The following is a 25,856-nucleotide window of genomic DNA, read 5'->3' on the forward strand; positions in this document are numbered from 1 at the left end:
GCAATTATTGTGGGCGAACGTAAAGCGCTCCTGCAATCACCTGGAAGGTGTACCCCTCCATGCCTCTCGCGCTTCTGGCCCTCGCGATCGGGGCCTTCGGGATCGGAACGACGGAGTTCGTGATCATGGGCTTGCTGCCCGAGGTCGCGAACGACTACGGGGTCTCCATCCCCACCGCCGGCTACCTGGTGACCGGATACGCGCTCGGCGTGATGTTCGGCGCCCCGCTGATGACCGTGCTCGGCACCAAGGTCCCGCGCAAGCGGATGCTGATGCTGCTGATGGGCCTGTTCATCGTCGGCAACCTGATCTCCGCCCTCGCCCCCGCCTTCTCCGTCATGCTGATCGGCCGCGTGGTCGCCTCGCTCGCCCACGGCGCCTTCTTCGGCATCGGATCGGTCGTCGCGGCCGGTCTGGTCGCTCCGCACAAGAAGGCCGGTGCCATCGCGATGATGTTCACCGGCCTGACCGTCGCCAATGTCGTCGGCGTCCCGCTGGGCACGCTGATCGGGCAGTCCGCCGGCTGGCGCGTCACCTTCGCCGTCGTCGCCGCGCTCGGAGTCGTCGGGCTGGCCGGAGTCGCCAAGCTGGTCCCCGACGTGCCCAGGGCCGAGGGCGTGCGGCTGCGTCACGAAATGGCCGCGTTCAAGAACGTGCAGGTCCTGCTCGCGATGGCCATGACGGTCCTCGGCTTCGGCGGGGTCTTCGCGGCCATCACCTACATCGCGCCGATGATGACCCATGTCGCGGGCTTCGCCGACGGTTCGGTCACCTGGCTGCTGGTCCTCTTCGGCCTCGGCATGGTGGGCGGCAACCTCGTCGGCGGCCGGTTCGCCGACCGCGCCCTGATGCCCATGCTGTACATCTCCCTGGGCGCACTGTCCGTCGTGCTCGCCCTCTTCACCCTCACCGCGCACGACAAGATCGCGTCCGCCGTGACCGTCGTCCTGATCGGGGCCCTGGGCTTCGCCACCGTCCCTCCGCTGCAGAAGCGCGTTCTGGACCACGCCCACGGTGCCCCGACGCTGGCCTCCGCGGTGAACATCGGTGCCTTCAACCTCGGCAACGCGCTCTCCGCCTGGCTCGGCGGCGTCGTCATCGCGGCGGGCTTCGGATACACCGCTCCCAACTGGGTCGGCGCCGTGCTCGCCGCCGCCGCTCTGCTCCTCGCCGTCGTCTCGGCCGCCCTGGAACGGCGCGGCAGTGCTCCCGGCGCGGTCGTCGCGGATTCCGTACCCGCCGAGCGGCGGGCCGCCGTCCACCACTGAACGACACACCCAGGGCCGCGGAGTGCGGGGCCAGGGCCGTCCCCGCACCCTGCGGCCACCAGCGCCTCGGCGACCGCCGAGGCACCGCACCGCCTCAACCACCACCACCTCAGCAACCTCAACCATCACCACCTCAGCAACCTCAGCAACCACCACCTCAGCAACCCAGGAGAAAGACTCATGAGCACCACCGCTGTCGCCCCCCTGACGATCCAGGACGCCGAAGAGCTTGTCACCGCGGCCCACCGCGCCGCCGAGGCGGCGGGAGTGACCGTCAGCGTCACGGTCCTCGACGCCGGCGGCCACCTGCTCGCCTTCCGGCGCGACGACCGCGCCGTGCTGATCTCCGGAGAGACCAGCACGCGCAAGGCCTACACGGCGCTCCAGCTGAACGCTCCCACCGCCGACCTCGTCGACGCCGTGCAGCCCGGGGGCCTCTTCCATACCCTGCCCACGGCCCTCGACCGGCCGCTGCTGTTCATCGCGGGCGGTGTGCCCGTGCACCGGGAGGGCCGGCTGATCGGCGCCATCGGGGTGGGCGGCGGCGCACCCGAGCAGGACCACGGTTTCGCCACGGCCGCCGTACGGGTGCTCGCCTGACCCGGGCCCGACGCCGACGGCACCGGCCGCCCCGGAGTCAGCCCGCCGCCACCGTCAGCGGCGCGAACCGCCGGGTCCAGTCCCCGGGCAACTCGGTGATCCCGTAGGTCATGACCGCGTTGGGGGCGACCCGGGAGAGGCCGCGCTCCTCCACCCAGGCCAGCAGGTCCTCGTGCCGTACGTCGATGTCGGTGCGCAGCGGGCGGTCGGTGCGGGCGGCGAGCGAGCCGATCAGGGCCTTGGCCGTCTCGGTGTCGCGGGCGATCAGCGGGCCCACGACGTGGGTGTCCATGTTCGGCCAGGCCGCCGCGTACCCGGTGATCCGGCCGTCCTCCTCGGCGACGCGCAGCTGGTCGGCGAAGGCGGGCAGCCGGGTGACGATGTGGGTGCGGTCCTCGCCGAACACCTCCCCGTCGAGCCGGAGGATCGTGGGAAGGTCCTCGGCGGTGGCCGCACGAGTGGCCGTCCTCGGTTCCGGCCCGCCCGGCACGAAACGGCCGCGGACCATCTCCGCCCCGCCCGTCACCTTGAAGCCGAGCTCCTCGTAGAGCGGCCGGCCGTAGGGCGTCGCGTGCAGGGTCAGCGGAACGGGGCCCAGGCCGGAGACGACGTGGCGCATCAGGCGCCGTCCCACACCCTGGCGGGAGTACCGCTCGGCGACCAGCACCATGCCGATGGCGGCAAGCGCGGGGCGCTCCTGCGGGCCGTACTCGGTGACGGTGCAGGCGGCGACGAGACCGCCGCCGGGGTCGTCGATGCCGTACCCCTTTCCGGCCGTGAGCAGGAACCCCCACTTGTGCTCCTCGCGCGGCCACCCCCGGTCCTCGGACAGGTCGGCGCAGGCGGTGAGGTCGCGGAGCGTCAGACGGCGGATCGGAGCAGAGGCGAGGAAAGGTGTCGGCACGCAGGTCAGGCTGTCCGACGGTGGCCGTCCGCGTCCACCTCTTTCCGGTGCAACCTGCGGGCTTTCGGCCACGGCGGTTCAGCCGAGGTCAGGGGCGTGCAGGGCGCGCACCCCCTCGATGTTGCCGTCCAGGTAGTGCCGCAGCGACAGCGGTACGAGGTGGACGGAGGCGATCCCGACCCGGGTGAACGGCACTCTGACGATCTCGTACTCGCCGGCGGGCTCGTCGATCTCGGGACCGTGCCGCAGAGACGGATCCATGGATTCCAGGTGGCATACGAAGAAGTGCTGCACCTTCACGCCGGTCGCGCCGCCGTCCTCGCCGATGTGCTCGACGGTGTCCACGAAGCAGGGCACCACATCGCTGATCTTGGCGCCGAGTTCCTCGTACACCTCGCGGTGCAGGGCGTCCACGACGGTGGTGTCGTCCGGCTCGACCCCGCCGCCGGGAGTGACCCAGTACGGATCGACGCCGGGCTTGGTCCGCTTGATCAGGATCAGATGGTCGCCGTCCAGCAGGACGGCGCGAGCGGTGCGCTTGACCACGGGTCGGACGGTCATGGGAGGAATGTGGCCCGGCTGGTTCCACGTGAAACATCGTGACGCGGTCGTGGTGGAGAGGCCGCCGGCTCAGTTCCAGCCGGCGGCGGCGCGCAGCAACCACTCGTGGGCCCGGGCGATGTGCGGCAGCACCAGCGTGCCGGTCCGCACCGCCAGGAAGTACGTCCGCAGCGGCGGCACGGGCGGATCGTGCAGGGCGACGACGTCCCCGCGCTCCAGCGCCTCGGCGCACAGATAGCGGGGCAGGACGGCGAGCCCCGCGCCCGCGACCACGCAGGCGAGAACCGCACGCAGGTCGGGGGCGACGACCGTGGCCGGGGCGGACGGTCGGTCGTCGAAGACGGAGGCCCAGTAGCGGGCGACGAAGGGCAGTGACTCGTGCACTTCGACCACGGGGACGTTCTTGAGTGCGGGCGCGTCGGTGTCGCGGAGTTTCTCGACACCCGCACGCTCCGCCCAGTGCGGCGCGGCGACCAGGACGTGCACCTCGTCGCAGAGCGCAGTCGCCGTGAGCAGGGGGCCGCGGGGACGAGCCGTGCCGATGGCCAGATCATGATGCCCGGCGGCCAGGCCTTCCAGGGTCTCCTCGGCGTTCCCGAAGGAGGCGCGCAGGGCAAGGGCGCGGCCGTCCTCGCCGGTGAGTCCGGCCAGCGTGGGCAGCGCCCGCTCGGCGGTGAACTCGGGCGGTCCGGCCAGATGCAGGGTCCGCAGGGAGGAGTCGTCCGTCAGCCCGCTCTCGGCGATCTCCATCAGGGCGTCGAGATGCGGTGCGGTCTTGTGGGCGAGTTCGTCGCCGATGGTCGTCGGGGTCACGCCGCGGGCCTGCCGGAGGAACAGCGGGCGGCCGAGCTGCCGCTCCAGCGTGCGGATCTGCGAGGTGACGGCGGGCTGGGAGAGGCCGAGCAGAGCAGCCGCGCGGGTGAAGGAACCGGCCCGGTGCACGGTGACGAAGGTGCGCAGCAAGGCCAGATCCACGGAAACCCGTCCCCTCTTCTGTTCTTCTCCGGCTCCCGACCGTCCCCAACTATAAATATGTCGATAGGTCTCTGTCGTTACTGTGATTGGACACTGACACTGAGTCAACTAGCCTTGGTCGCGCGGTTCTTCGCGCGCGGAACCGGAGGACGGTCCGAGCCACGAGGGGGGAGGCTCGGACCGTCCGTGCGCCGGCGTCAGTCCGCCGATTCGTCCAGTGCGCGCAGCAGGTCCGCCACCAGGTCGTCCGGGTCCTCCGCACCGACCGAGAGCCGGATGAAGCCCTCCGGCACCGCGTCGCCGCCCCAGCGTCCGCGCCGCTCCGCCGTGGACCGCACCCCGCCGAAGCTGGTCGCGCCCTCGACGAGCCGGAGCGCTTCGAGAAAGCGATCGGCACGCGCGCGCGAGGGCAGCGTGAAGGAGACGACGCAGCCGTAGCGCAGCATCTGCTGCGAGGCGATCTTGTGGGACGGGTCGTCGGGCAGCCCGGGGTACCGCAGGCCGGTGATCCCGGGCCGCGTCCGGAGCGCTTCGGCCACCCTGAGCGCGGTGGCGTCCTGCCGGTCCACGCGCAGCTGGAGGGTGGCGATCGAGCGGTGCGCGAGCCAGGCCTCCATGGGGCCGGGAATCGCACCGACGATCTTGCGCCAGCGCCGTACGGCGGCCATCGCCCCGGTGTCGTGGCCGGCCACGTAGCCGAGGAGGACGTCGCCGTGGCCGGTGAGCTGCTTGGTGCCGCTCGCCACCGAGAAGTCGGCGCCGAGCTCCAGCGGGCGCTGCCCGAGCGGTGTGGCGAGCGTGTTGTCGACGGCCACCAGGGCACCGCGCGCGTGCGCCGCCTCGACGAGCCGCCGTACGTCGCACACGTCGAGCCCCGGGTTCGACGGCGTCTCGATCCACAGCAGCTTCGCCCCGTCCAGCACGTCGAGCTGGGCGTCCTGGCCGGTCGGCGCGGTGCGCACCTCGATGCCGTACGCCTCCAGCTGGGCGCGGACCAGCGGCAGCGCCTGGTAGCCGTCGTCGGGCAGGACGGCCGTGTCGCCGGCGCGCAGCTGCGAGAAGAGCACGGAGGAGATCGCGGCCATGCCGGAGGCGAAGACGAGGGTCTCCACGTCGGACCGCCCGGGCGCCTCCAGCTCGCCGATGGCGCGCTCCAGGTGGGTCCAGGTCGGGTTCTCGTCGCGCCCGTAGGTGTACGGACCGGTCGGGTCGCCCGGCAGGTGGAAGTGGGCGGCGAACACCGGGCCGGGCAGGGTGGGCTCGTGCTTGACGGGTTCGGGCAGCCCGGCCCGCACCGCGCGGGTGCCGTCACCGGGTCCGGAAGCGGACCTCTCCGTGCCCGCTCCGGCCCCGCCGTTCGTAGCGGAATCGCTCATGCCGCCCGTCCTTCCACTTGCTCGCGTACCGCGGCGAGCAGTCCGGTGCTCGCCGCCTCCACCATCTCAAGGCATTCCTCGAAGCCGTCCCGGCCCCCGTAGTACGGGTCCGGGACATCCAGGTCACCGCCCTCGGCGACGGGGTCGTACGACCGCAGCAGGCGCACCTTGGCCGCGTCCCGCTCCGTGGGGGCGAGACGCCGCAGGGCCCTCAGGTGCCCGGCGTCGAGGGCGACGACCAGGTCGAGACGGGAGAACCAGGACTGCTGGAACTGCCGGGCCGTGTGGTCGAGACCGTAACCGTGCTCCGCCAGGACGGCCACCGTGCGCGGGTCCGCGCCCTCACCCTCGTGCCAGCCGCCGGTCCCGGCGCTGTCGGCCTCGACGAGGCCGTCGAGTCCGGCGTCCGCCACGCGCGCGCGGAAGACGGCCTCGGCGATCGGGGAGCGGCAGATGTTGCCCGTGCACACGAAACAGACGCGGTAGGTCATCGGGATCAGTCCCCGTCGGGCAGGAACGCGTTCAGCGCCCAGGAGACGATCGAGACGATCAGACCGCCCAGGACGGCGGTCCAGAACCCGTCGACGTGGAAACTCACGTCGAGCTTGTCGGCCACCCACGACGTGAGCAACAGCATCAGCGCGTTGACCACCAGCGTGAACAGGCCGAGGGTCAGGATGAACAGCGGGAAGGTCAGCACCTGCACGATCGGCTTCACGACCAGGTTGACCAGGCCGAAGACCAGGGCGACCACAATCAGGGTGAGAGCCTTCTCCCCGGTGCTGCCGCCGGTCAGGGTGATTTTGTCGAGCAGCCACACGGCGACGGCGAGGGCCCCGGCGTTGGCGATCGTCTTGACTAGGAAATTCTTCATGTGTCTGATCGTGGCAGACGCGATCGGACACGAACGGCGAGGCAGGGGCGGACGAGGCGATGAAGGCATTCCGGCTGGACGAACTGGAGGCGGAGCGCGCCGCCAACGACGGGGCCTACCTGCAGTTCCTGCGGGAGCGGAACATGTCGGTCGGTCTGTACGCCCTCGACGCGGGGACGACCGACCCGCAGCAGCCGCACGCGCAGGACGAGGTGTACTTCGTGGTGAGCGGACGGGCCGCGATCACCGTGGGCATGGAGACCACCCAGGTGGCCCGTGGCAGCGTGGTCTACGTGCCGGCCGGGGTCGCCCACAAGTTCCACCACATCAGCGAGGACCTGCGGGTTCTGGTGGTGTTCTCTCCGCCGGAGAGCTGAGACCCGACCTCCGGGTTCCCTAGGGGATCGGTCAGGGGGAGACAAGGGATGCCAGGCCCCTGCCGTGGCGCTCGCGGCTCTAGCATCGAGTGCAGGACATCAGAGGATTCCCCGGAACTTCCCGGGGCTCCCCGAAAGGTGAGGGCAAGGGCGATGCGAGAGATCTTCACGGGACTGCCGTGGTGGGTGAAGTGGATCGCGGTGCCGGTCATCGCCCTGGTCGTGTTCGGCGGGCTGATCGCCAGCGTGGTCGGGTTCGTGATCGGACTGCTGTTCAAGCTGCTGGTCTTCGTCGCGCTCGTCGGCGGACTGATCTACGTCGTACGCAAGTTCATGTCGAGCTCGTCGTCACGCAGCGACTGGTGAGAGCCGTGGGACACCGGTGGCGGTAACAGGAACCACCGGTTCCCTCGGGCGAGGGAAGTTTCCCGGACGGACCGTCGGTGAGCGGTGACCGACGGTTAGAGTCCGGAACTCCACGCGGGGGCGACCTCGCGAACGGCGTACACCCCCACCCGTGTTCTCCGCACGGCTGCCACCTCGCATTCCGGGAGTGACCCTTGGCCACGGCTGACACCGCAATCGCTCAGCTGCACGCCCTTCCCGTGCAGCCCTGCCCGACGCCTCGGACACCCTCCGCGTCGGTCTCCGCCGACCCGCCGTCCGCGACTCTGATCGGCTCGGTGCAGCGCGCCATGCGCCTGCTCGAACGTGTCGCCGAGCACGAGTACGGAGCCCCCGCCAAACAACTGGCCCGCGAGACGGGGCTGGCCCTGCCCACGGCGTACCACCTGCTGCGCACCCTGGTGCACGAGGGCTATCTGCGCCGGGAGAAGGGGCTGTTCTTCCTCGGCGGCGCCGCCGAGCGGCTGAGCAGCAGCGGGGCCGAGCAGAAACGTCGCAGCACGGTGGTCGACACCATGGCGCGCTGGCGCGACGCGATCGGCGTCCCCGTGTACTACGCCATGTACCGGGACGGCGAGATCGAGGTCATGTGCGTCTCCGACACCCCGGGCACTCCGGCGGTCGAGGAGTGGGCCGACTTCCGCGAGACGGGACACGCCCACGCCATCGGGCAGTGCCTGCTGTCCCAGCTCGACGAGGACGCCCGCCGCGACCATCTGGACCGCTATCCGGTGCGGCCCCTCACGCCCTATACGGTGCGTGACGGCCACAGCCTGCTGAAGCGGCTGGAACGCATGCCCCGGATGACGCCGGTGACCGAGCGCCAGGGGTACGCGCTGGGGACGGTCTGCGCGGCGATCCCGATCACCGTCGGCACCACGGCCGCCACGATGGCCATCTCACTGCCCCTCCACCAGGCGGACCGGCTGCTGCCCGCGGCACGGCGTCTCCAGCACGAGGTGGGGCGCCGTCTGGGCTCGCTCGCCCTCTCTATCAGTATCTGAAAACTCACTCCTTGTGATCTGGTGTGTACGTTGAGCAAGATGCCACCAGTGTTAGAGGTTTGATTCCCGGACAGTCGACGGCGAATGACGGGGTAGGCGAATGGGCGAGTCCGTACAGGCAGAGGTCATGATGAGCTTTCTCGTGTCCGAGGAGCTCTCTTTCCGCATCCCGGTGGAACTGCGCTACGAGACCCGGGATCCCTATGCCGTACGCCTGACCTTCCATCTGCCCGGAGACGCGCCGGTGACCTGGGCCTTCGGCCGGGAGTTGCTGGTCGACGGGGTGGGCCGGCCGTGCGGCGACGGCGACGTGCGCATCGCACCGGTCGACCCCGAGCCGCTGGCCGAAGTGCTGATCCGCCTTCAGGTCGGCGGCGACCATGCGCTGTTCCGCTCCTCGGCCGCCCCCCTGGTGGCCTTCCTCGACCGCACCGACAAGCTGGTGCCTCTGGGCCAGGAGGGTGCGCTCGCCGACTTCGACAGCCACCTCGACGAAGCCCTGGACCGCATCCTCGCGGAGGAACAGAGCGCGGGCTGAACCGTTACGCCAGTACCGCGGCGACGGCGTAACGCTTCGTCGGGCAGGGCCCTCAGCGCTTACGGCGACGGCCCCGCCCGCCGCGTGCCGGCGCTCCCGCACCCGCTGCCGCCCCCTGGGCCTGGGCCGGTCGGTCCGCCGACACGACCAGGGCGGCGAGGGCCGTGGTGACCGGCACGGACGCCACCAGACCGATCGATCCGACCAGCGTCCGCACGATCTCCTCCGCGACCAGTTCGCTGTTGGCGACCGTCCCCACACCGCTCTGCGCGATCGAGAACAGCAGCAGCAGGGGCAGCGCCGCGCCCGCGTAGGCGAGGACGAGCGTGTTCACGACCGAGGCGATGTGGTCGCGGCCGATACGGATGCCCGCGCGGTACAGACCGCGCCAGCCCATCGTCGGGTTGGCCTCGTGCAGTTCCCAGACCGCCGACGTCTGCGTGACCGTCACGTCGTCGAGGACACCGAGCGAACCGATGATGACCCCGGCGAGGAGCAGACCGCTCATGTCGATCGACGGGTACAGGCCATGGATGAGGCCGGTGTTGTCGTCCGTGTTGCCGGTGAGCGCGGCCCAGCCGATGAAGAGCGACCCGAGCACACCGATCAGCAACAGCGAGATCAGGGTGCCGAGCACCGCCACGGACGTGCGGGCCGACAGCCCGTGGCACAGGTACAACGCGATCAGCATGATGGCGCTGGACCCGATCACCGCCACGACGAGTGGGTTAGAGCCTTGCAGGATGGCGGGGAGGATGAAGAAGTTCAGCAGCAGGAAGCTGATGGCCAGCGAGACCAGTGCCATCAGGCCGCGCAGCCGTCCGACCACCACGACGGCGAGGGCGAAGATGCCCGCGAGCAGGGCCAGGGGGAGCCGGCGGTTGATGTCGGTCACCGAGTACTGAAGGTCCCTGGGTGCGGAGGGCTCGTAGGCGACCACCACCTTCTGACCCTCGTGCAACTGCCGTGACTGGTCCGGCTGCACGATCTCCTCGAACGTACGGCCCTTGTCGTCGCCGGTGTCGACCCGGATGGTCGCCCGCTTGCACTCGCCCTGCGCCTGCTGCACCGCGGAGGAACCCTCGGCGGTGGACGTGTCGCCGGTCGGGGTACCGCCCGAGGCGTTGACGGACTGGCAGCTCAGCTCGACCACCTTGGTCACGGTGGCCTGCTGCGTCTGCCGGTCGAAGCCGACTCCGGTGCGCTCGTGCGACGGTGCGCCGCCCGGCCACAGCACCGCGAGTCCGACCACCACGGCCGCCGCGAAGGGGATCAGGACCGCGGCGATGACCTTCCGCAGATGCCGGGAGACGGGGGCCGCCGGTCCGTGACCGTGCGAGTGCCCGTGACCGCCGCCCGCCCCGTGTCCGCCGCCCCCACCGTGTCCGCCACCCGCCCCGGGCCCGTGTCCCGTGCCGTGTCCGTGATCCGCCTCATGTCTGCCGTCGCTCGTGCCGTGAGCGTCGTCGGGGACGTGGCCGGCTGCCCGGCCGTCGCCCTCTTCGGCGTTCGGTCCGCGGCCGGGCCGGCGCGGGGGGAAGGAGGGATGCTGCGGTGTGGTCACCGCCCGATCATCGCAAGAACGAGGGGGGCCCTCTGTTCACCGCGCCCGAATGGGCGCTAGCGTGGAGGCACCTTTGTACACGCGGGAGCTCGGAGCACCGGGCTGAGAGGGCGCTGACCTCCGTCCCAGCGATGTTTCACGGGAAACGTCACCGAAGCCGAGTGACGTATCCCACGAAGCGCCGCCGGACGGAATCCGCTGCGTCGACCGCCGAACCTGTTACCGGGTAATGCCGGCGTAGGGAGTAGGTCTCATGACCATCAAGGACGCACGCACGCCTGCCTCCGCGCAGAACTCCGCACAGAACCCCACGCAGGACTCCGCCCAGGAGGGCACCGCGGAGACTGCGGAGGCCGGGAAGTCCATCGGCTGGCACAAGGCGTACATCGAGGGCTCGCGCCCCGATCTGCGGGTGCCGGTCCGTCAGGTGCACCTCACCAACGGCCAGTCCGTCACGCTGTACGACACCTCGGGTCCGTACACCGATCCACTGGTCGACACCGATGTTCGCAGGGGCCTCGCGCCACTGCGGGAGAACTGGATCATCGCCCGCGGCGACACCGAGGAGTACGCGGGCCGTCCCGTCCGCCCCGAGGACGACGGGATCAAGCACACCTCGCCGCGCGGCGGCCTGCGCAACCTCGACGCCGTCTTCCCCGGGCGCCCGCGGCAGCCCCGCCGGGGCCGGGACGGCAAGGCCGTGACACAGCTCGCGTACGCACGCCGGGGCGAGATCACGCCGGAGATGGAGTACGTGGCCGTCCGGGAGAACGTCGACCCGGAGGTGGTCCGCGAGGAGATCGCGGCGGGGCGTGCCGTGCTGCCCGCCAACGTCAACCACCCGGAGATCGAGCCGATGATCATCGGCAAGCGGTTCCTGGTGAAGGTCAACGCCAACATCGGCAACTCGGCGGTGACGTCCTCCATCGAGGAGGAGGTCGACAAGATGACCTGGGCGACCCGGTGGGGCGCCGACACGGTCATGGACCTCTCCACCGGCCGCAACATCCACACCACCCGCGAGTGGGTCCTGCGCAACTCCCCCGTCCCCATCGGGACCGTGCCGCTCTACCAGGCCCTGGAGAAGGTCGACGGCCGGGCCGAGGAGCTGACCTGGGAGATCTACAAGGACACCGTGATCGAACAGGCTGAGCAGGGGGTGGACTACATGACGGTCCACGCCGGTGTGCGCCTGGCGTACGTACCCCTGACCGCGAACCGCAAGACCGGCATCGTCTCGCGCGGCGGCTCGATCATGGCGGCGTGGTGCCTGGCGCACCACAAGGAGTCGTTCCTCTACGAGAACTTCGAGGAACTCTGCGAGATCCTCGCCGCCTACGACGTCACCTACTCCCTCGGCGACGGTCTGCGTCCGGGGTCGATCGCGGATGCCAACGACGAGGCGCAGTTCGCCGAGTTGCGCACCCTCGGGGAACTCAACCGGATCGCCAAGCGTTGCAACGTACAGACCATGATCGAGGGCCCGGGACATGTCCCGATGCACAAGATCAAGGAGAACATCGACCTTCAGCAGGAGATCTGCGATGAAGCTCCGTTCTATACGCTCGGCCCGCTGACGACGGACGTCGCGCCGGCGTACGACCACATCACCTCCGGCATCGGTGCCGCGATGATCGCCTGGTGGGGCACGGCCATGCTCTGCTACGTCACGCCCAAGGAACATCTGGGCCTGCCCAACCGTGACGACGTCAAGACCGGCGTCATCACCTACAAGATCGCCGCCCATGCCGCCGACCTCGCCAAGGGTCACCCGGGTGCACAGGAGTGGGACGACGCGCTGTCGGACGCCCGGTTCGAATTCCGGTGGGAGGACCAGTTCAACCTGGCCCTCGACCCGGACACGGCGCGGGAGTTCCACGACGAGACCCTGCCGGCCGAGCCCGCCAAGACGGCCCACTTCTGTTCCATGTGCGGGCCCAAGTTCTGCTCGATGAAGATCTCCCAGGACATCCGCCGGGAGCACGGGGGCAGCAAGGGCGAGATCGAGGAGGGCATGGCGCAGAAGTCGAAGGAGTTCGCGGCGGCGGGCAACCGCGTGTACCTGCCGATCGCGGACTGAGCGCACCGGCGCGGGGAGGGGGACAGGCCGCAGGGTCCGCCCTCTCCCCCCGGCGGGGCGTCGCTCGGCAGACTGGTCGCATGACAGCCACCTCCCTGAGCAAGGGTGCCAACGTCCCCGTCGACTCCCCCGCGGTGCGCGTCGAACTCGTGTGGTCCGCCGGGCCGGGCGTTCCGGAGGTCGACGCCTCCGCGCTGCTGCTCACCTCGGCCGGACGGGTGCGCGACGACGGCGACTTCGTCTTCTACAACCAGCCCCGCCACACGTCCGGCGCGGTGCGGCACCTGGGCAAGCAGGTCGGCCCCGGTGCGGACGCGGGGGTCACGAGCGATGCCGTCGAGGTGGATCTGCGGTCGGTGGAGACGGCGGTCGAGCGCATCGTCCTGTGTGCCTCGGCGGACGGCGGGACGTTCGGCCGGGTCCCGGGGCTGTCGCTGCGGGTGCTGGACGCGGCCACCGGCACCGGGCTGGCCCGGTTCGACATCACGGCCGGGCCGGAGACCGCGCTGGTCGGCGGTGAGCTGTACCGGCGCCAGGGGAGCTGGAAGTTCCGTGCGGTCGGACAGGGATACGCGGCCGGACTCGCGGGGCTGGCCACCGACTTCGGCATCACCGTGGACGACGACGCTCCCCCGGCGGCGACCGCGACCCCGGCGGTGACCGCGGCCCCGGCCACCACCCCGCCGACGGCTCGCCCGGTGCCGCCCCCGCCGCCGACGGCCGCCGTACCGCCCGTACCGCCCGCACCCCCAGTGCCGCCGACGCCGACGCCGTCACCTGCCCCGGTGCCGGCCGCCACCGGCCCCCGTCTCACCAAGGGCGAGGACCGCCTGCCCGTGGACATGCGCAAGCGGCTGTCCCTGCGTAAGGAGCAGGTCGCCGTCAGCCTGAGCAAGCACGGGGCGGCCGGGGTCACGGCGCGCGTCGTCCTCGTACTGGACGCCTCCGGGTCCATGTCCCTGCTCTACTCCAAGGGCGTCGTCGCGGACGTCGTGGAGCGGATGGCCGCCGTCGCCGCGCAGTTGGACGACGACGGGGAGATGCAGGCCTGGACCTTCGCCTCCAACCCGGCGCGCCTGCCGGACCTGCGTCTGGGCGAGCTGCCCGAGTGGCTGCGGCTGCACGTGCGCGTGGGGGAGATCAGTCTGTTCCGGCGGGGCCGGAAGAAGGGCCTGCACCCCGAGCAGGTCGACATGCGGGCGGTCGGCATCCAGAACGAGGAGCAGAAGGTGATCGCCGAGGTCCGGGCCTTCGTCCGGGAGAACCCGGCACCGGTCCCGACCCTGGTGCTGTTCTTCTCCGACGGCGGTGTCTACCGCAACGCCGAGATCGAGCGGGAGCTGCGGGAGGCCGTGGAGGAACCGGTCTTCTGGCAGTTCGTGGGGCTCGGGCGCGCCAACTACGGGGTGCTGGAGCGGTTCGACACCCTGCCGGGCCGTCGCGTCGACAACGTCGGGTTCTTCGCCGTCGACGACATCGGCACCGTACCGGACCCGGAGCTGTACGACCGTCTGCTGTCCGAGTTCCCGTCCTGGATCACTGCCGCCGGCCGGGCGGGCATCCTCTGAGTCGCTGCCCGCCCGTGCCGGTGGCTACTCGGGCCGGTGTTCCGGGCCACCGAAGTCCGGGCTGCTGTAGTCCGGACTCGAGTAGCTCGGACGCGGGCCCGCGTCGGGGCCGCCGTCGGGGCTGGTGAACCCGGGGCGGCCGTACCCCAGGTGCGGCATGCGGCTGCTGCTCGGGGCCGTCGGTTCCGTGCGGTGCAGTGCCGCCGTACCCGATTCGCCGAGCGCCTCCCGCAGGAAGGGCAGGATGCCCCGTTCCAGCAGGGCCTCGTGCCAGGCATCCCTGGCCCGGGCCACCTCCTCGTCGCGGGCGCTGTAGAAGCCGGACTCGGCCGAGGGGCGGTTGCGCAGTGCGGTGAGCAGCAGCCCCACCGCGGCGACGAGGATCGCCACCGCGGTCACGGCGCCGAACACCCATCCGGTGGTGAGCATGGTCTGCGCGAAGGTCTGCCCCGGGTCGAGCATCTTCAGCAGGTAGCCGACCAGCAGGAATATCGCCGCGGCGGTGCCGGCCAGGACCGGTGCCAGGACGGCGACGACGGCGACGGCCCCCGCACCGGTCGCCTCGGCCATCTCGCCCATGGTGGCGGCGAGTCCCCCCGCACCCGAGCCCTGCTCCTGGGAGCCGGATTCGCGGGTGGCGGAGGACGGGCCCGAGGGCGCCGGGTGGCGCAGCTCCTCGCGGACCTTCACGTAGTGCTGGTACTCGGTCGTGGCCGCCGCCGTGATGAGGGCGGTGGCGTTGAGTGCCATGGTGCGCAGTTGTTCGGAGTTGAGCCGCTGTCCGACAGCGGCCAGCTCCGGGCGGTGTGGTGCGGAGCGCAGCGCCTCGTCGAGGATCCGCTCGTACTCTTGGCGGTCCTCGTTCGGCAGGTGCTGCGGAACGCTGTTCATGTGCATCCCCCGATGCTCCGTAGGGCTTGGGGCTCGCATGCCAACGAGCCGTCGGGCAGAAACGGAGGGGAGCCTGCTACGGATAAGCCGATGGTAGAGCGGTGACGGTGGAGGGTGACAGGGGGTTTCCAGAAATTGAGTGCCGGTCCGTACGGACGGCACCGCCGCGAAAGCCGTCCGGCGAACCGTCAGACATCCAGTGGAAGTTGCTGGACCAGCAGCTTTCCGGCCATGGTCACGCCGCCGTCCATCGCGATGGCCAGTCCGTCCGCGTAGACGTGCGGGCCCTCGACCACGGTACGGGTGTCGTCCTCGCCGTCCTCGGAGCCGACTTCACCCAGCAGGTAGGGGATGGGGCTGTGGCCGTGAACGATCCGGGTGCCGCCGTACGTATCCAGGAGTGAGCGCACGGCGTCGGCGCCGCCCTCGTCGCGGAAGGAGAAGCGCTTGGTGAACTTGCGGAACAGGTCCCACACCTCCTCCGCGTCGTTGCGCGTGATCGTCTCGCGGACGGTGTCGTTGACCTCTTCGATGGAGCGGCCGTAGTCGAGGTAGGTGGTGGCGTCCGAGTGGACCAGGAGGTGGTCGTCGACCTCCTCCATGGCGTCGAGGCGGGCCATCCACTGGAGGTGGTGGTCCTGGAGGCGGTCCATGTCGGTCTTCTGGCCGCCGTTCAGCAGCCAGGCGGCCTGGAAGGTGGCGGTGCCCGCGCCGGAGTTGACGGGCGTGTCGCCGAACCGCTTGGCGCCGAGCAGCAGCAGTTCGTGGTTGCCCATCAGCGCCTTGCAGTAGCCCCCGGCCGCGGCCGCCTCGGCGGACAGCCGCATCACCAGGTCGATGACGCCGATGCCGTCCGGGCCGCGGTCGGTGAAGTCGCCGAGGAACCACAGCCGGGAGGTGCCCGCGCACCACTGGCCGGCGTCGTCGACGAGGCCCTTCTCGCGCAGGGCGGCCAACAGCTCGTCGAGGTAGCCGTGCACGTCGCCGACGACGAACAGGGGACCCTGGCCGGTGGCCGGCTGCTGCACCGCGGCCGGTGCGGGGTCGACCGCGACCTGGACCGTGTCACCCCGACGGATGATCGGCAGATCGCGCTGAGTGGGCGTGTAGCCCTCGGGCAGGGCCTCCTCGGGCCCCTCCTCGGCGGGCGGCGCCGGCTCGCTCGCGTGCGCGCCGGGGGCAGCGTACGGAGCGGTCTCGTGGACGTACGCGGGTACCCGGAAGTCGCGCACCGTCGCCGTCCGCTCCACCTCGGGTCCCTGACCGGCCCCCTGAGTCATCGACCCCTCCACCATCGCGCCGCATCTGCACCGCTTCGGACTGCCTGGTCGCAGCGGCCCGCGGTGTGTGGGCCCATCATAGGAATGCGGATCGCGCTGTGTGATGACCCAGGGGTGGTGAATCAGGACAGGACACTGGTTCACTGCGGCTTTCGCCCCGATTGGGCCTGGCTTCGCCCGTCCGCAACCGGGGCTCGGCAGTGTTCCGGATGTGCCGCGTGTGGCTGCGCCGCCCCGTTTCGCCGCCCCGTTTCGCCACCCGTCCTCGGCCGCTTCCGCCGTCGTCCGCCGTCTTCTGCCGTCGTCCGTCTGCGGCTGCCTCCGCCGTCGTCCCCCGGCTCCGCCGTCGCCCGTCCGCGGCCGCCTCCGGCTCCGCCGTCGTCCGTCGCCGCCACGGGGTGCGCCACCGGGTCGTGCGTGCGGTCGCGACCCGGTGGCGCACCCCGTCCGCCCTACTCGCGCTCCGGCGACCGCGGCGGGCTGACGGTCGTGCGCGGCGGGCGCCGCTGCGACGACGTGCGCACGATCAGCTCGGTCGGTATCACCTGCTCGACCGGCTGGTCGGAGTGCAGCCCCTCGATGGCGTCGATGAGGACCTGGATCACCGCGGTGCCGATGCGGCGGGGTTTCAGCGACAGGGTGGTGATGGGGGGCTCGGTGCTGGCGTACACGGTGGACTCGCTGCAACAGACCAGCAGCAGGTCCTCGGGGACGCGCAGTCCGTAGCGGCGGGCGGCGGCGAGGAGGTCGGTGCCGTTCGGGTCGAAGAGGCCGTAGACGGCGTCGGGCCGGTCCGGACGGGCGAGCAGCCGGTCGGCGGCGACCGCGCCGGCACACGGGTCGTGCGCCGGGTAGGCCTCGTAGACCGGGTCCTGGCCGACGCGTTCGCACCAGCGCAGGTAGGCGGTGGTCGACAGATGGGTGTACGTGTCGGTCGTGGTGCCGGTGAGCAGGCCGATCCTGCGGGCGCCGGCGTCGGCGAGGTGGTCGAGGATGCCGAGTACGGCCGCCTCGTGGTCGTTGTCGACCCAGGCGGTGACCGGCAGCGAGCCGGCCGGGCGGCCGTCGGAGACGACGGGTAGACCCTGCCGGACCAGTTCGCTGACGACCGGGTCGTGGTCGGAGGGGTCGATGACGACCGTGCCGTCGAGCGCGACGTTGGACCACACGTCGTGCCGGGAGGTCGCCGGGAGGATGACGAGGGCGTAGCCGCGGGCGAGCGCGGCGGAGGTGGCGGCGCGCGCCATCTCGGCGAAGTACGCGAACTCGGTGAAGGTGAAAGGTTCATCCCCGTACGTCGTCACGGTCAGGCCGATGAGTCCGGACTTGCCGGTGCGGAGCGTGCGGGCGGCGGCCGAGGGCCGGTAGCCCAGTCGGTCGGCGACCTCGCGCACATGGCGCCGGGTGGCATCCGGGAGTCGGCCCTTGCCGTTGAGGGCGTCGGAGACGGTAGTGATGGATACTCCGGCGGCGGCGGCCACGTCCCTGATGCCCGCCCGGCCCGGCCGGCTGCCTCGACGTGAGGTTTCCGCGCGGCTCACCTGGTGCTTCCCTGCTGCTGTCATGGCGAGCCGATAGTAGGGCTCATGGGGTGGGGTAGTGCGGACGCATATGCACGCGTTGACAGTCACGTTTCTGCATGATCATAAACGGCGAACAGCCTTGGAAACCAAGCCAGTTGGGTCCACTCATCCCATTACCTGACGTGTTGACCAGTGAGGGCCTGCGGGGTGGCGGATGTTGCGAAGAGGTCTCAACTCACCTGCACGAGGGATGCGCGCCACGGCGCGAGCCACCGGCGCGTAGATATATGTGCGGCGCGCCCCCCGAATCGTGCGCCTTCGTGCCCTGATGCCCTTGATGCCAATGTGACGGACGAGGTCTGCTCCCCCCTATACGCAGCGGCGGCGAATCCTCATAAGGTGAGAAGTATTCGATGCCGGTGGTGGTGACGAGGAGGACTGCGGTGAGCGAGAAGAGCCCCAAGCTGCGCGCCGAGCTGGAGGGGATTCCCACCTACAAGCCGGGCAAGCCCGCCGCGGCCGACGGCCCGGTGGCCTACAAGCTGTCCTCCAACGAGAACCCCTATCCGCCGCTGCCGGGGGTGATGGAGACGGTGACGGCCGCCGCGGGCTCCTTCAACCGGTACCCGGACATGGCCTGCACGTCGCTGATGGCCGAGCTGTCGGACCGCTTCGGGGTGCCCCTGGCCCACCTGGCGACCGGCACCGGGTCGGTCGGCGTGGCCCAGCAGCTGATCCAGGCGACCTCGGGCCCCGGCGACGAGGTGATCTACGCCTGGCGCTCCTTCGAGGCCTACCCGATCATCACGCAGATCAGCGGCGCAACGTCCGTGCAGGTACCGCTGACGCCGGGCGAGGTGCACGACCTGGACGCGATGGCGGACGCGATCACCGACCGGACCCGGCTGATCTTCGTCTGCAACCCCAACAACCCCACGGGCACGGTGGTGCGGCGGGCCGAGCTGGAGCGCTTCCTGGACCGGGTGCCGAGCGACGTGCTGGTGGTCCTCGACGAGGCCTACCGCGAGTTCATCCGCGACGCCGAGGTCCCCGACGGCGTCGAGTTCTACCGCGAGCGGCCCAACGTGTGCGTCCTGCGCACCTTCTCCAAGGCCTACGGCCTGGCGGGACTGCGGGTCGGCTTCGCGATCGCCCACGAGCCGGTGGCGGCGGCGCTGCGCAAGACGGCGGTGCCCTTCGGGGTCAGCCAGATCGCCCAGGAGGCGGCGATCGCCTCGCTGCGCGCGGAGGACGAGCTGATCGGCCGGGTCGGCTCGCTGGTGTGCGAGCGGACCCGGGTCGTCGACGCGCTGCGCGCGCAGGGCTGGACGGTGCCGGAGACCCAGGCCAACTTCGTCTGGCTGCGGCTGGGGGAGCGCACGCTCGCCTTCGCGGAGGCCTGTGAGCAGGCCGGCGTGGTCATCCGCCCCTTCGCGGGTGAGGGTGTGCGCGTGACGGTCGGGGAGAGCGAGGCGAACGACATCTTCCTGAAGGTGTCGGAGGACTTCCGCAAGGAGCTGTAGCCCCCGGCGGGGCGGGTCAGACCGCGCCCCGGGAGGCGAAGCGTGGGACGACGGGGCGACGGAGCGCGGGACGACCAAGCGCGGGACGGCAGGTGCCGTCCCGCGCTTTCGCATGCCGCGGGAGCTTCTCCCGCCCGTGGATTCAACGGTTCGTTGAAGAACTGGCAGAGGGGTTGACGTCACAGGGGACCCCCCTTCCGCTGTCGAAAAGCAGTAGGTCATAATTGCTTGTGAATGTGAACGCGTTCACAAGCGTGTCCCGATTGCGCCCGCGTTGGGTGTGACAAACGCGCTCAAACCGCCGCTGACCACGGCGGTGTGGCGAGGTGAGGAGAGTGACGACGTGGACATGGCTCTGGCGCCGGAGACACTGGCGCGATGGCAGTTCGGCATCACGACCGTCTACCACTTCCTGTTCGTCCCGCTGACGATCTCGCTGGCCGCGCTGACGGCCGGACTACAGACCGCCTGGGTCCGCACGGAGAAGGAGAAGTACCTCAGGGCGACCAAGTTCTGGGGCAAGCTCTTCCTGATCAACATCGCGATGGGGGTCGTCACCGGCATCGTGCAGGAGTTCCAGTTCGGCATGAACTGGTCGGACTACTCCCGCTTCGTGGGTGATGTCTTCGGCGCTCCGCTCGCCTTCGAGGCACTGATCGCCTTCTTCTTCGAGTCCACCTTCATCGGCCTGTGGATCTTCGGCTGGGACAAGCTGCCCAAGAAGATCCACCTGGCCTGCATCTGGATGGTCTCGATCGGCACCCTGCTCTCGGCCTACTTCATCCTGGCCGCCAACTCCTGGATGCAGCACCCCGTCGGCTACCGGATCAACGAGGAGAAGGGCCGCGCCGAACTCACCGACTTCTGGCAGGTCCTCACCCAGAACACCACCCTCAACCAGGTGTTCCACAGCTTCTCGGCGGCCTTCCTCACCGGCGGCGCCTTCATGGTCGGCATCGCCGCCTTCCACCTGATGCGCAAGAAGCACATCCCGGTGATGCGGACCTCGCTCCGGCTCGGTTTGGTGACCCTGGCGGTCGGCGGCCTGCTCACCGCGGTCAGCGGCGACACCCTGGGCAAGGTCATGTACGAGCAGCAGCCGATGAAGATGGCCGCCGCCGAGGCCCTGTGGGACGGCGAGAAGCCGGCGCCCTTCTCGGTGTTCGCCTACGGGGACGTCGACAAGGGGCACAACAAGGTCGCCCTGGAGATCCCCGGCCTGCTCTCCTTCCTCGCCCACAGCGACTTCGAGTCCTACGTGCCCGGCATCAACGACACCAACAAGGCCCTCCAGGAGCAGTTCGGGCCCGGTGACTACAAGCCCATCGTCCCCGTCGCCTACTGGGGCTTCCGCTGGATGATCGGCTTCGGCATGGCGTCCTTCTCCCTCGGCCTGCTCGGCCTGTGGCTGACCCGGAAGCGGTTCCTGCTGCCACCGGCCCTGCGCACCGGGGAGGACGAGGTCCCGCACCTGGTGCTGCTGAAGAAGCCGCTCGGGGCGAGGCTCACCCGGATGTACTGGCTGCTGGCGCTGTGGACGATGGCGTTCCCGCTGATCGCCAACTCCTGGGGCTGGATCTTCACCGAGATGGGCCGCCAGCCCTGGGTCGTCTACGGCGTCATGCAGACGCGCGACGCGGTCTCCCCCGGTGTCTCCACCGCCGAGGTCCTCATCTCGATGTCCGTCTTCACCCTGCTGTACGCCGTCCTGGCCGTCATCGAGGTCAAGCTCCTGGCGAAGTACGTGAAGGCGGGGCCGCCCGAGCTGACCGAGGCCGACCTCAATCCGCCCACGAAGATCGGCGGCGATCTCCGTGACGCCGACAAGCCGATGGCCTTCTCGTACTAGGCCGAGGGAGCTGCACAGTCATGGAACTGCACGACGTCTGGTTCGTTCTGATCGCCGTCCTGTGGACCGGCTACTTCTTCCTGGAGGGCTTCGACTTCGGGGTCGGTGTCCTGACCAAGCTGCTCGCCCGGGACCGGGCCGAGAAGCGGGTGCTGATCAACACCATCGGCCCCGTGTGGGACGGCAACGAGGTCTGGCTGCTCACGGCCGGCGGTGCCACCTTCGCCGCTTTCCCCGAGTGGTACGCCACGCTCTTCTCCGGGTTCTACCTCCCCCTGCTGGTCATCCTGGTCTGCCTGATCGTCCGCGGGGTCGCCTTCGAGTACCGCGTGAAGCGGCCCGAGGAGAAGTGGCAGCGCAACTGGGAGACGGCGATCTTCTGGACCTCGCTGATCCCCGCGTTCCTGTGGGGCGTGGCCTTCGGCAACATCGTCCACGGTGTGAAGATCGACCGGGACCTGGAGTACGTCGGCTCGGTCTGGGACCTGCTCAACCCGTACGCCCTCCTCGGCGGTCTGGTGACGCTGACGCTGTTCACCTTCCACGGGACGGTGTTCACCGCGCTCAAGACCGTCGGTGAGATCCGGGAGCGGGCGCGGACCCTGGCGCTGCGGGTCGGCCTGGTCACGGCCGTGCTGGCCCTGGCCTTCCTGCTCTGGACGCAAGTCCACAGCGGGGACGCCAAGAGCCTGGTCGCCCTCGTGGTGGCCGTCGCCGCCCTGATCGCGGCGCTGGCGGCGAACCAGGCCGGACGTGAGGGCTGGGCGTTCGCCCTGTCCGGCGTCACCATCGTGGCCGCCGTGGCGATGCTCTTCCTGACGCTCTTCCCGAACGTCATGCCGTCCACGTTGAACGCGGACTGGAGCCTCACCGTCACCAACGCCTCGTCCAGTGCCTACACGTTGAAGATCATGACCTGGCTGGCCGTGATCGCCACGCCCGTCGTCCTGCTCTACCAGGGCTGGACGTACTGGGTGTTCCGCAAGCGCATCGGCACCCAGCACCTCGCCGACGCCGCGCACTGAGTCCAACGGGATGCGGTTTCACCGCGTTTCACGTGAAACACAGTGAAACCGCATCCCCGGGGCAGGAGGGCCTGTTTCACGTGAAACCCATCGATCCACGTCTTCTGCGGTACGCCCGCGCCACCCGGTTCTTCCTGGCAGCGGTCGTCGCCCTGGGTGCCGTCGGGGCCGGTTTGCTCGTCGCGCAGGCGATGCTCATCGCCGAGGTGGTGGTCGGCGCCTTCCAGCAGGGCACTCCGGTCGCCGGGCTCCGTACTCCCCTCCTGCTGCTGGTGGCCGTCGCCTGCGGCCGGGCGCTGGTCGGCTGGCTCACCGAACTGGCCGCGCACCGGGCGAGCGCGGCGGTGAAGTCGGAGTTGCGGGGCCGGCTCCTGGAACGGGCCACCGCCCTCGGCCCCGGCTGGCTGGGCGGGCAACGGACCGGCTCGCTGATCGCCCTCGCCACCCGGGGCGTCGACGCCCTGGACGACTACTTCTCGCGCTATCTGCCGCAACTGGGCCTCGCGGTGGTCGTGCCGGTGGCGGTGCTGGCCCGCATCGTCACCGAGGACTGGGTCTCGGCGGCCATCATCGTCGGCACCCTGCCGCTCATCCCGATCTTCATGATGCTGATCGGCTGGGCCACGCAGTCCCGGATGGACCGCCAGTGGCGGCTGCTGTCGCGGCTGTCCGGACACTTCCTGGACGTGGTCGCCGGGCTGCCCACACTGAAGGTCTTCGGCCGGGCCAAGGCACAGGCCGAGTCGATCAAACGCATCACCGGCGAGTACCGGCGGGCGACCCTGCGGACCCTGCGGATCGCCTTCCTGTCGTCCTTCGCGCTGGAACTGCTGGCCACGCTGTCCGTCGCACTCGTCGCCGTCACCATCGGCATGCGTCTGGTCCACGGCGACATGGCCCTGTACGACGGCCTGGTCGTGCTGATCCTCGCGCCCGAGGCCTATCTGCCGTTGCGCCAGGTGGGGGCGCAGTACCACGCGGCGGCCGAGGGCCTCGCCGCGGCCGAGGACATCTTCTCGGTGCTGGAGCATCCCGTACCGGCGTCGGGGACCGGGCCGGTTCCGGCGGAGGGCGCGCTGGCCTTCGAGGACGTGACGGTCCGCTACCCGGCTCGCGTCGCGGCGGCCGTCACGGACGTGAACCTCACCGTCGAGCCCGGGGAGACGGTCGCGCTCGTCGGCCCCAGCGGGGCGGGCAAGTCGACCCTCCTGCATGCCCTTCTCGGCTTCGTCTCCCCGGCCGGCGGACGGGTCCTGGTCGGAGGAGCCGACCTCGCCTCCCTCGACCGGGCGCAGTGGCACGCCCGCGTCGCGTGGGTGCCGCAGCACCCGCACCTGTACGCCGGCACCATCGCGGAGAACGTACGGCTGGCCCGGCCCGACGCCGATGACACCGCCGTCCGCCGGGCCCTGCGGGACGCGGGCGCCCTGGAGTTCGTGGATGCGCTGCCCGCGGGCACGGCGACCGTCCTCGGGGAGGACGGAACCGGCCTGTCCGCCGGACAGCGGCAGCGGCTGGCGCTGGCCCGCGCGTTTCTCGCGGACCGGCCGGTGCTGCTGCTCGACGAGCCGACGGCGGCCCTGGACGGGGCCACCGAGGCCGAGGTCGTGGACGCCGTGCGCAGGCTGGCCAAGGGGCGGACGGTCCTGCTGGTGGTGCACCGCCCGGCGCTGCTGGAGGTGGCCGACCGCGTGGTGCGGCTGGACACCCCGGCAACCGTCGCCGCACCCGGCGACAGCAGCGTGCTGCCGGCCACCGCGGAGGCGAGCCCCCGCTCTCCCGCTCCGGGTTCCTTCGACGAGCCGGCCGCCGGGGCCGCTCAGCCCGTCGAGTCCGCTGCGCAGGCGCGCGGGGGCGTGCTGTCCCGGGTCCGTGCCATGTCCGCCGCGCGGCGCGGGCGGCTCACTCTCGCGCTGCTGCTCAGCTCTCTGGCGCTCGGCAGCGCCGTCGGTCTGATGGCGACCTCCGGTTACCTCATCTCGCGGGCCTCCGAGCAGCCGCCGGTGCTGTACCTGATGGTGGCCGTGACGGCGACGCGCGCCTTCGGCATCGGGCGGGCCGTGTTCCGCTACGCGGAGCGGCTCACCTCGCACGACGCCGTGCTGCGGATGCTGGCCGACACGCGGGTCGCCGTGTACCGGCGGCTGGAGCGGCTGGCCCCCGCGGGGCTGCACCGCAGCCGCCGGGGCGACCTGCTGTCCCGGCTCGTCGCCGACGTCGGCGCCTTGCAGGACTACTGGCTGCGCTGGCTGCTGCCCGCCGGCAGCGCGTTGTTCGTCTCCGCCGCGTCGGTCGGCTTCACCGCCTGGCTGCTGCCGGAGGCGGGCGCCGTGCTCGCGGTCGGCCTGCTCGCGGCCGGTGTCGGCGTTCCACTGGTCACCGCGGCCGTGGCCCGGCGGGCCGAGCGGCGGCTCGCCCCCGCCCGGGGCGTGCTCGCCACCCGGGTGTCGGACCTGCTCACCGGCACCGCCGAGCTGACCGTCGCCGGTGCCCTGCCCGGTCGTGCCGCCGAGGCGCGGCGGGCCGACGGCACCCTCACCCGGATCGCCTCGCGGGCCGCGACCGCCACCGCGCTGGGCGACGGGCTCACCGCGCTCGTCTCCGGCCTGACCGTCGCGGGCGCCGCCCTCGTCGGGGCCCAGGCGGTCGCCGACGGCCGGCTCGCCGGGGTGGCCGTGGCCGTCGTCGTCCTGACCCCGCTGGCCGCCTTCGAGGCCGTACTCGGACTGCCGCTCGCCGTGCAGTACCGGCAGCGCGTGCGCAGGAGCGCCGAGCGCGTGTACGAGGTGCTCGACGCCCCGGAGCCGGTGCGGGAGCCGGAGGTGCCCCGGCAGGCGCCCGCGTCTCCGTTCCCGATGGTCCTCAAGGGGCTGGCCGCGCGCCACGCCGGGCAGGACAGGGACGCGCTGGCCGGGGTGGACCTGACGCTGGCGCAGGGGCGCCGCATCGCCGTGGTCGGACCGTCCGGGTCCGGCAAGACGACCCTGGCCCAGGTGCTGCTGCGCTTCCTCGACCCGGACGCGGGCTCCTACACGCTGGCCGGTGTCGACGCCTACGCCCTGGCCGGCGACGACGTACGGCGGCTCGTCGGACTGTGCGCCCAGGACGCGCACCTCTTCGACAGCTCGGTCCGGGAGAACCTGCTCCTGGCCAGGAAGGACGCCACCGAGGGCGAACTGCGCGACGCGCTGGCGCGGGCCCGGCTGCTGGAGTGGGCCGACGGCCTGCCCGACGGCTTGGACACGTTGGTCGGGGAACACGGGGCCCGGTTGTCCGGTGGCCAGCGCCAGCGGCTCGCCCTGGCCCGGGCGCTGCTCGCCGACTTCCCCGTCCTGGTGCTCGACGAGCCCGCCGAGCACCTCGACCTGCCGACCGCAGACGCGCTCACCGCCGATCTGCTGGCCGCCACCGAGGGCCGCACGAGCCTGCTGATCACTCACCGGCTGGCGGGACTGGGGGCCGTGGACGAGGTGATCGTGCTGGACCGGGGCCGGGTCGTGCAGCGCGGTACGTACGCGGAGCTGGTGGCCGTACCGGGGCCGCTGCGGGAGATGGCCGGACGGGAGGCGGCGGCGGAACTGCTCGTGGGAGCGCCGTGACCGGCCGCCCGGCGGCCGCTCGGTCATGAGCTCACGAAAAGTTTCCGGTAATCCGACTTTCCTGAACAAAAA

22 protein-coding genes and 1 riboswitch are annotated in these 25,856 nt (G+C 70.9%); of the genes, 12 read left to right on the top strand and 10 right to left on the bottom strand.

Going from position 1 to position 25,856, the window contains the following annotated elements; translation table 11 throughout:
* The first annotated feature begins 59 nt into the window (after positions 1-59).
* Positions 60-1,268: an MFS transporter gene (locus B9W62_RS19600; RefSeq protein ID WP_087808405.1), complete on the top strand. Its 1,209-nt coding sequence runs from the start codon at positions 60-62 to the stop codon at positions 1,266-1,268.
* A 180-nt stretch (positions 1,269-1,448) separates the two neighbouring features.
* Complete coding sequence (locus tag B9W62_RS19605; protein WP_087808406.1) at positions 1,449-1,868, top strand: GlcG/HbpS family heme-binding protein; 420 nt, start codon at positions 1,449-1,451, stop codon at positions 1,866-1,868.
* Between the two features lie 37 nt (positions 1,869-1,905).
* Here B9W62_RS19605 and B9W62_RS19610 read toward each other — a convergent pair whose 3' ends face one another.
* The 6 genes from B9W62_RS19610 to B9W62_RS19635 form a co-directional block, all read right to left on the bottom strand.
* Positions 1,906-2,772 carry a GNAT family N-acetyltransferase gene (locus B9W62_RS19610; RefSeq protein ID WP_087808407.1) on the bottom strand — a complete coding sequence of 289 codons (867 nt, stop codon included), beginning with the start codon at positions 2,770-2,772 and terminating at the stop codon, positions 1,906-1,908.
* Between the two features lie 78 nt (positions 2,773-2,850).
* Positions 2,851-3,333, bottom strand: a complete 483-nt coding sequence (locus B9W62_RS19615) for an NUDIX domain-containing protein (RefSeq protein WP_003975014.1) — start codon at positions 3,331-3,333, stop codon at positions 2,851-2,853.
* Positions 3,334-3,402: 69 nt separating this feature from the next.
* The gene (locus tag B9W62_RS19620; RefSeq protein ID WP_087808408.1) at positions 3,403-4,308 is read right to left on the bottom strand and encodes a LysR family transcriptional regulator; all 906 of its coding nucleotides are present in this window, start codon (positions 4,306-4,308) and stop codon (positions 3,403-3,405) included.
* Between the two features lie 197 nt (positions 4,309-4,505).
* Complete coding sequence (locus B9W62_RS19625) at positions 4,506-5,684, bottom strand: cystathionine gamma-lyase (protein ID WP_087808409.1); 1,179 nt, start codon at positions 5,682-5,684, stop codon at positions 4,506-4,508.
* Complete coding sequence (locus tag B9W62_RS19630) at positions 5,681-6,175, bottom strand: low molecular weight protein-tyrosine-phosphatase (protein WP_087808410.1); 495 nt, start codon at positions 6,173-6,175, stop codon at positions 5,681-5,683. The genes B9W62_RS19625 and B9W62_RS19630 overlap by 4 nt, the downstream gene beginning before the upstream one ends.
* Positions 6,176-6,180: 5 nt before the next feature.
* Positions 6,181-6,558, bottom strand: a complete 378-nt coding sequence (locus tag B9W62_RS19635) for a phage holin family protein (protein ID WP_087808411.1) — start codon at positions 6,556-6,558, stop codon at positions 6,181-6,183.
* Positions 6,559-6,617: 59 nt separating this feature from the next.
* Between B9W62_RS19635 and B9W62_RS19640 the strand changes: the two genes are divergently transcribed.
* The 4 genes from B9W62_RS19640 (at position 6,618) to B9W62_RS19655 (ending at position 8,882) form a co-directional block, all read left to right on the top strand.
* On the top strand, positions 6,618-6,935 hold the full coding sequence (locus B9W62_RS19640) for a cupin domain-containing protein (protein WP_087808412.1): 318 nt from the start codon (positions 6,618-6,620) through the stop codon (positions 6,933-6,935).
* A gap of 153 nt (positions 6,936-7,088) precedes the next feature.
* Positions 7,089-7,301 (top strand): DUF5326 family protein, encoded by a 213-nt coding sequence (locus B9W62_RS19645; RefSeq protein ID WP_007388908.1) that lies wholly within the window; start codon positions 7,089-7,091, stop codon positions 7,299-7,301.
* A gap of 317 nt (positions 7,302-7,618) precedes the next feature.
* Positions 7,619-8,344, top strand: coding sequence for an IclR family transcriptional regulator (locus B9W62_RS19650; RefSeq protein WP_087811986.1), 726 nt, complete (start codon positions 7,619-7,621; stop codon positions 8,342-8,344).
* 100 nt (positions 8,345-8,444) lie between these two features.
* Entirely contained in the window at positions 8,445-8,882 is a 438-nt protein-coding gene (locus B9W62_RS19655; protein WP_087808413.1) for an SsgA family sporulation/cell division regulator, read from the top strand.
* A 52-nt stretch (positions 8,883-8,934) separates the two neighbouring features.
* Here B9W62_RS19655 and B9W62_RS19660 read toward each other — a convergent pair whose 3' ends face one another.
* Entirely contained in the window at positions 8,935-10,446 is a 1,512-nt protein-coding gene (locus tag B9W62_RS19660) for a YibE/F family protein (RefSeq protein ID WP_087808414.1), read from the bottom strand.
* Between the two features lie 71 nt (positions 10,447-10,517).
* A riboswitch (TPP riboswitch) is annotated at positions 10,518-10,707 on the top strand.
* Between B9W62_RS19660 and thiC the strand changes: the two genes are divergently transcribed.
* Positions 10,700-12,526, top strand: a complete 1,827-nt coding sequence (gene thiC, locus B9W62_RS19665; RefSeq protein ID WP_087808415.1) for a phosphomethylpyrimidine synthase ThiC — start codon at positions 10,700-10,702, stop codon at positions 12,524-12,526. (Overlaps the previous riboswitch by 8 nt.)
* Positions 12,527-12,606: 80 nt before the next feature.
* Positions 12,607-14,094, top strand: a complete 1,488-nt coding sequence (locus B9W62_RS19670; RefSeq protein WP_087808416.1) for a VWA domain-containing protein — start codon at positions 12,607-12,609, stop codon at positions 14,092-14,094.
* Positions 14,095-14,118: 24 nt separating this feature from the next.
* Here the strand turns inward: B9W62_RS19670 and B9W62_RS19675 are convergent, their stop codons facing one another.
* The 3 genes from B9W62_RS19675 to B9W62_RS19685 all read right to left on the bottom strand — a co-directional run bounded on the left by B9W62_RS19675 (position 14,119) and on the right by B9W62_RS19685 (position 17,830).
* Positions 14,119-14,991, bottom strand: a complete 873-nt coding sequence (locus tag B9W62_RS19675; protein WP_087808417.1) for a hypothetical protein — start codon at positions 14,989-14,991, stop codon at positions 14,119-14,121.
* Between the two features lie 182 nt (positions 14,992-15,173).
* Positions 15,174-16,280, bottom strand: a complete 1,107-nt coding sequence (sppA, locus tag B9W62_RS19680; protein ID WP_087808418.1) for a Ser/Thr/Tyr protein phosphatase SppA — start codon at positions 16,278-16,280, stop codon at positions 15,174-15,176.
* A gap of 437 nt (positions 16,281-16,717) precedes the next feature.
* Positions 16,718-17,830, bottom strand: coding sequence for a LacI family DNA-binding transcriptional regulator (locus B9W62_RS19685; RefSeq protein ID WP_087808419.1), 1,113 nt, complete (start codon positions 17,828-17,830; stop codon positions 16,718-16,720).
* A gap of 401 nt (positions 17,831-18,231) precedes the next feature.
* Here B9W62_RS19685 and hisC point away from each other — a divergent pair, with 401 nt between their 5' ends.
* From hisC to cydD, 4 genes are all read left to right on the top strand, one after another.
* Entirely contained in the window at positions 18,232-19,311 is a 1,080-nt protein-coding gene (gene hisC, locus B9W62_RS19690; protein WP_087808420.1) for a histidinol-phosphate transaminase, read from the top strand.
* 343 nt (positions 19,312-19,654) lie between these two features.
* Complete coding sequence (locus B9W62_RS19695; protein ID WP_087808421.1) at positions 19,655-21,160, top strand: cytochrome ubiquinol oxidase subunit I; 1,506 nt, start codon at positions 19,655-19,657, stop codon at positions 21,158-21,160.
* Positions 21,161-21,180: 20 nt separating this feature from the next.
* Positions 21,181-22,185: a cytochrome d ubiquinol oxidase subunit II gene (cydB, locus tag B9W62_RS19700; RefSeq protein ID WP_087808422.1), complete on the top strand. Its 1,005-nt coding sequence runs from the start codon at positions 21,181-21,183 to the stop codon at positions 22,183-22,185.
* A gap of 80 nt (positions 22,186-22,265) precedes the next feature.
* Entirely contained in the window at positions 22,266-25,784 is a 3,519-nt protein-coding gene (cydD, locus tag B9W62_RS19705; protein ID WP_087808423.1) for a thiol reductant ABC exporter subunit CydD, read from the top strand.
* The last annotated feature ends 72 nt before the right edge of the window (positions 25,785-25,856 follow it).

It is taken from the genome of Streptomyces sp. CS113, from assembly GCF_002188365.1.
In the GTDB taxonomy this organism is placed as follows: Bacteria; Actinomycetota; Actinomycetes; order Streptomycetales; family Streptomycetaceae; genus Streptomyces; species Streptomyces tendae.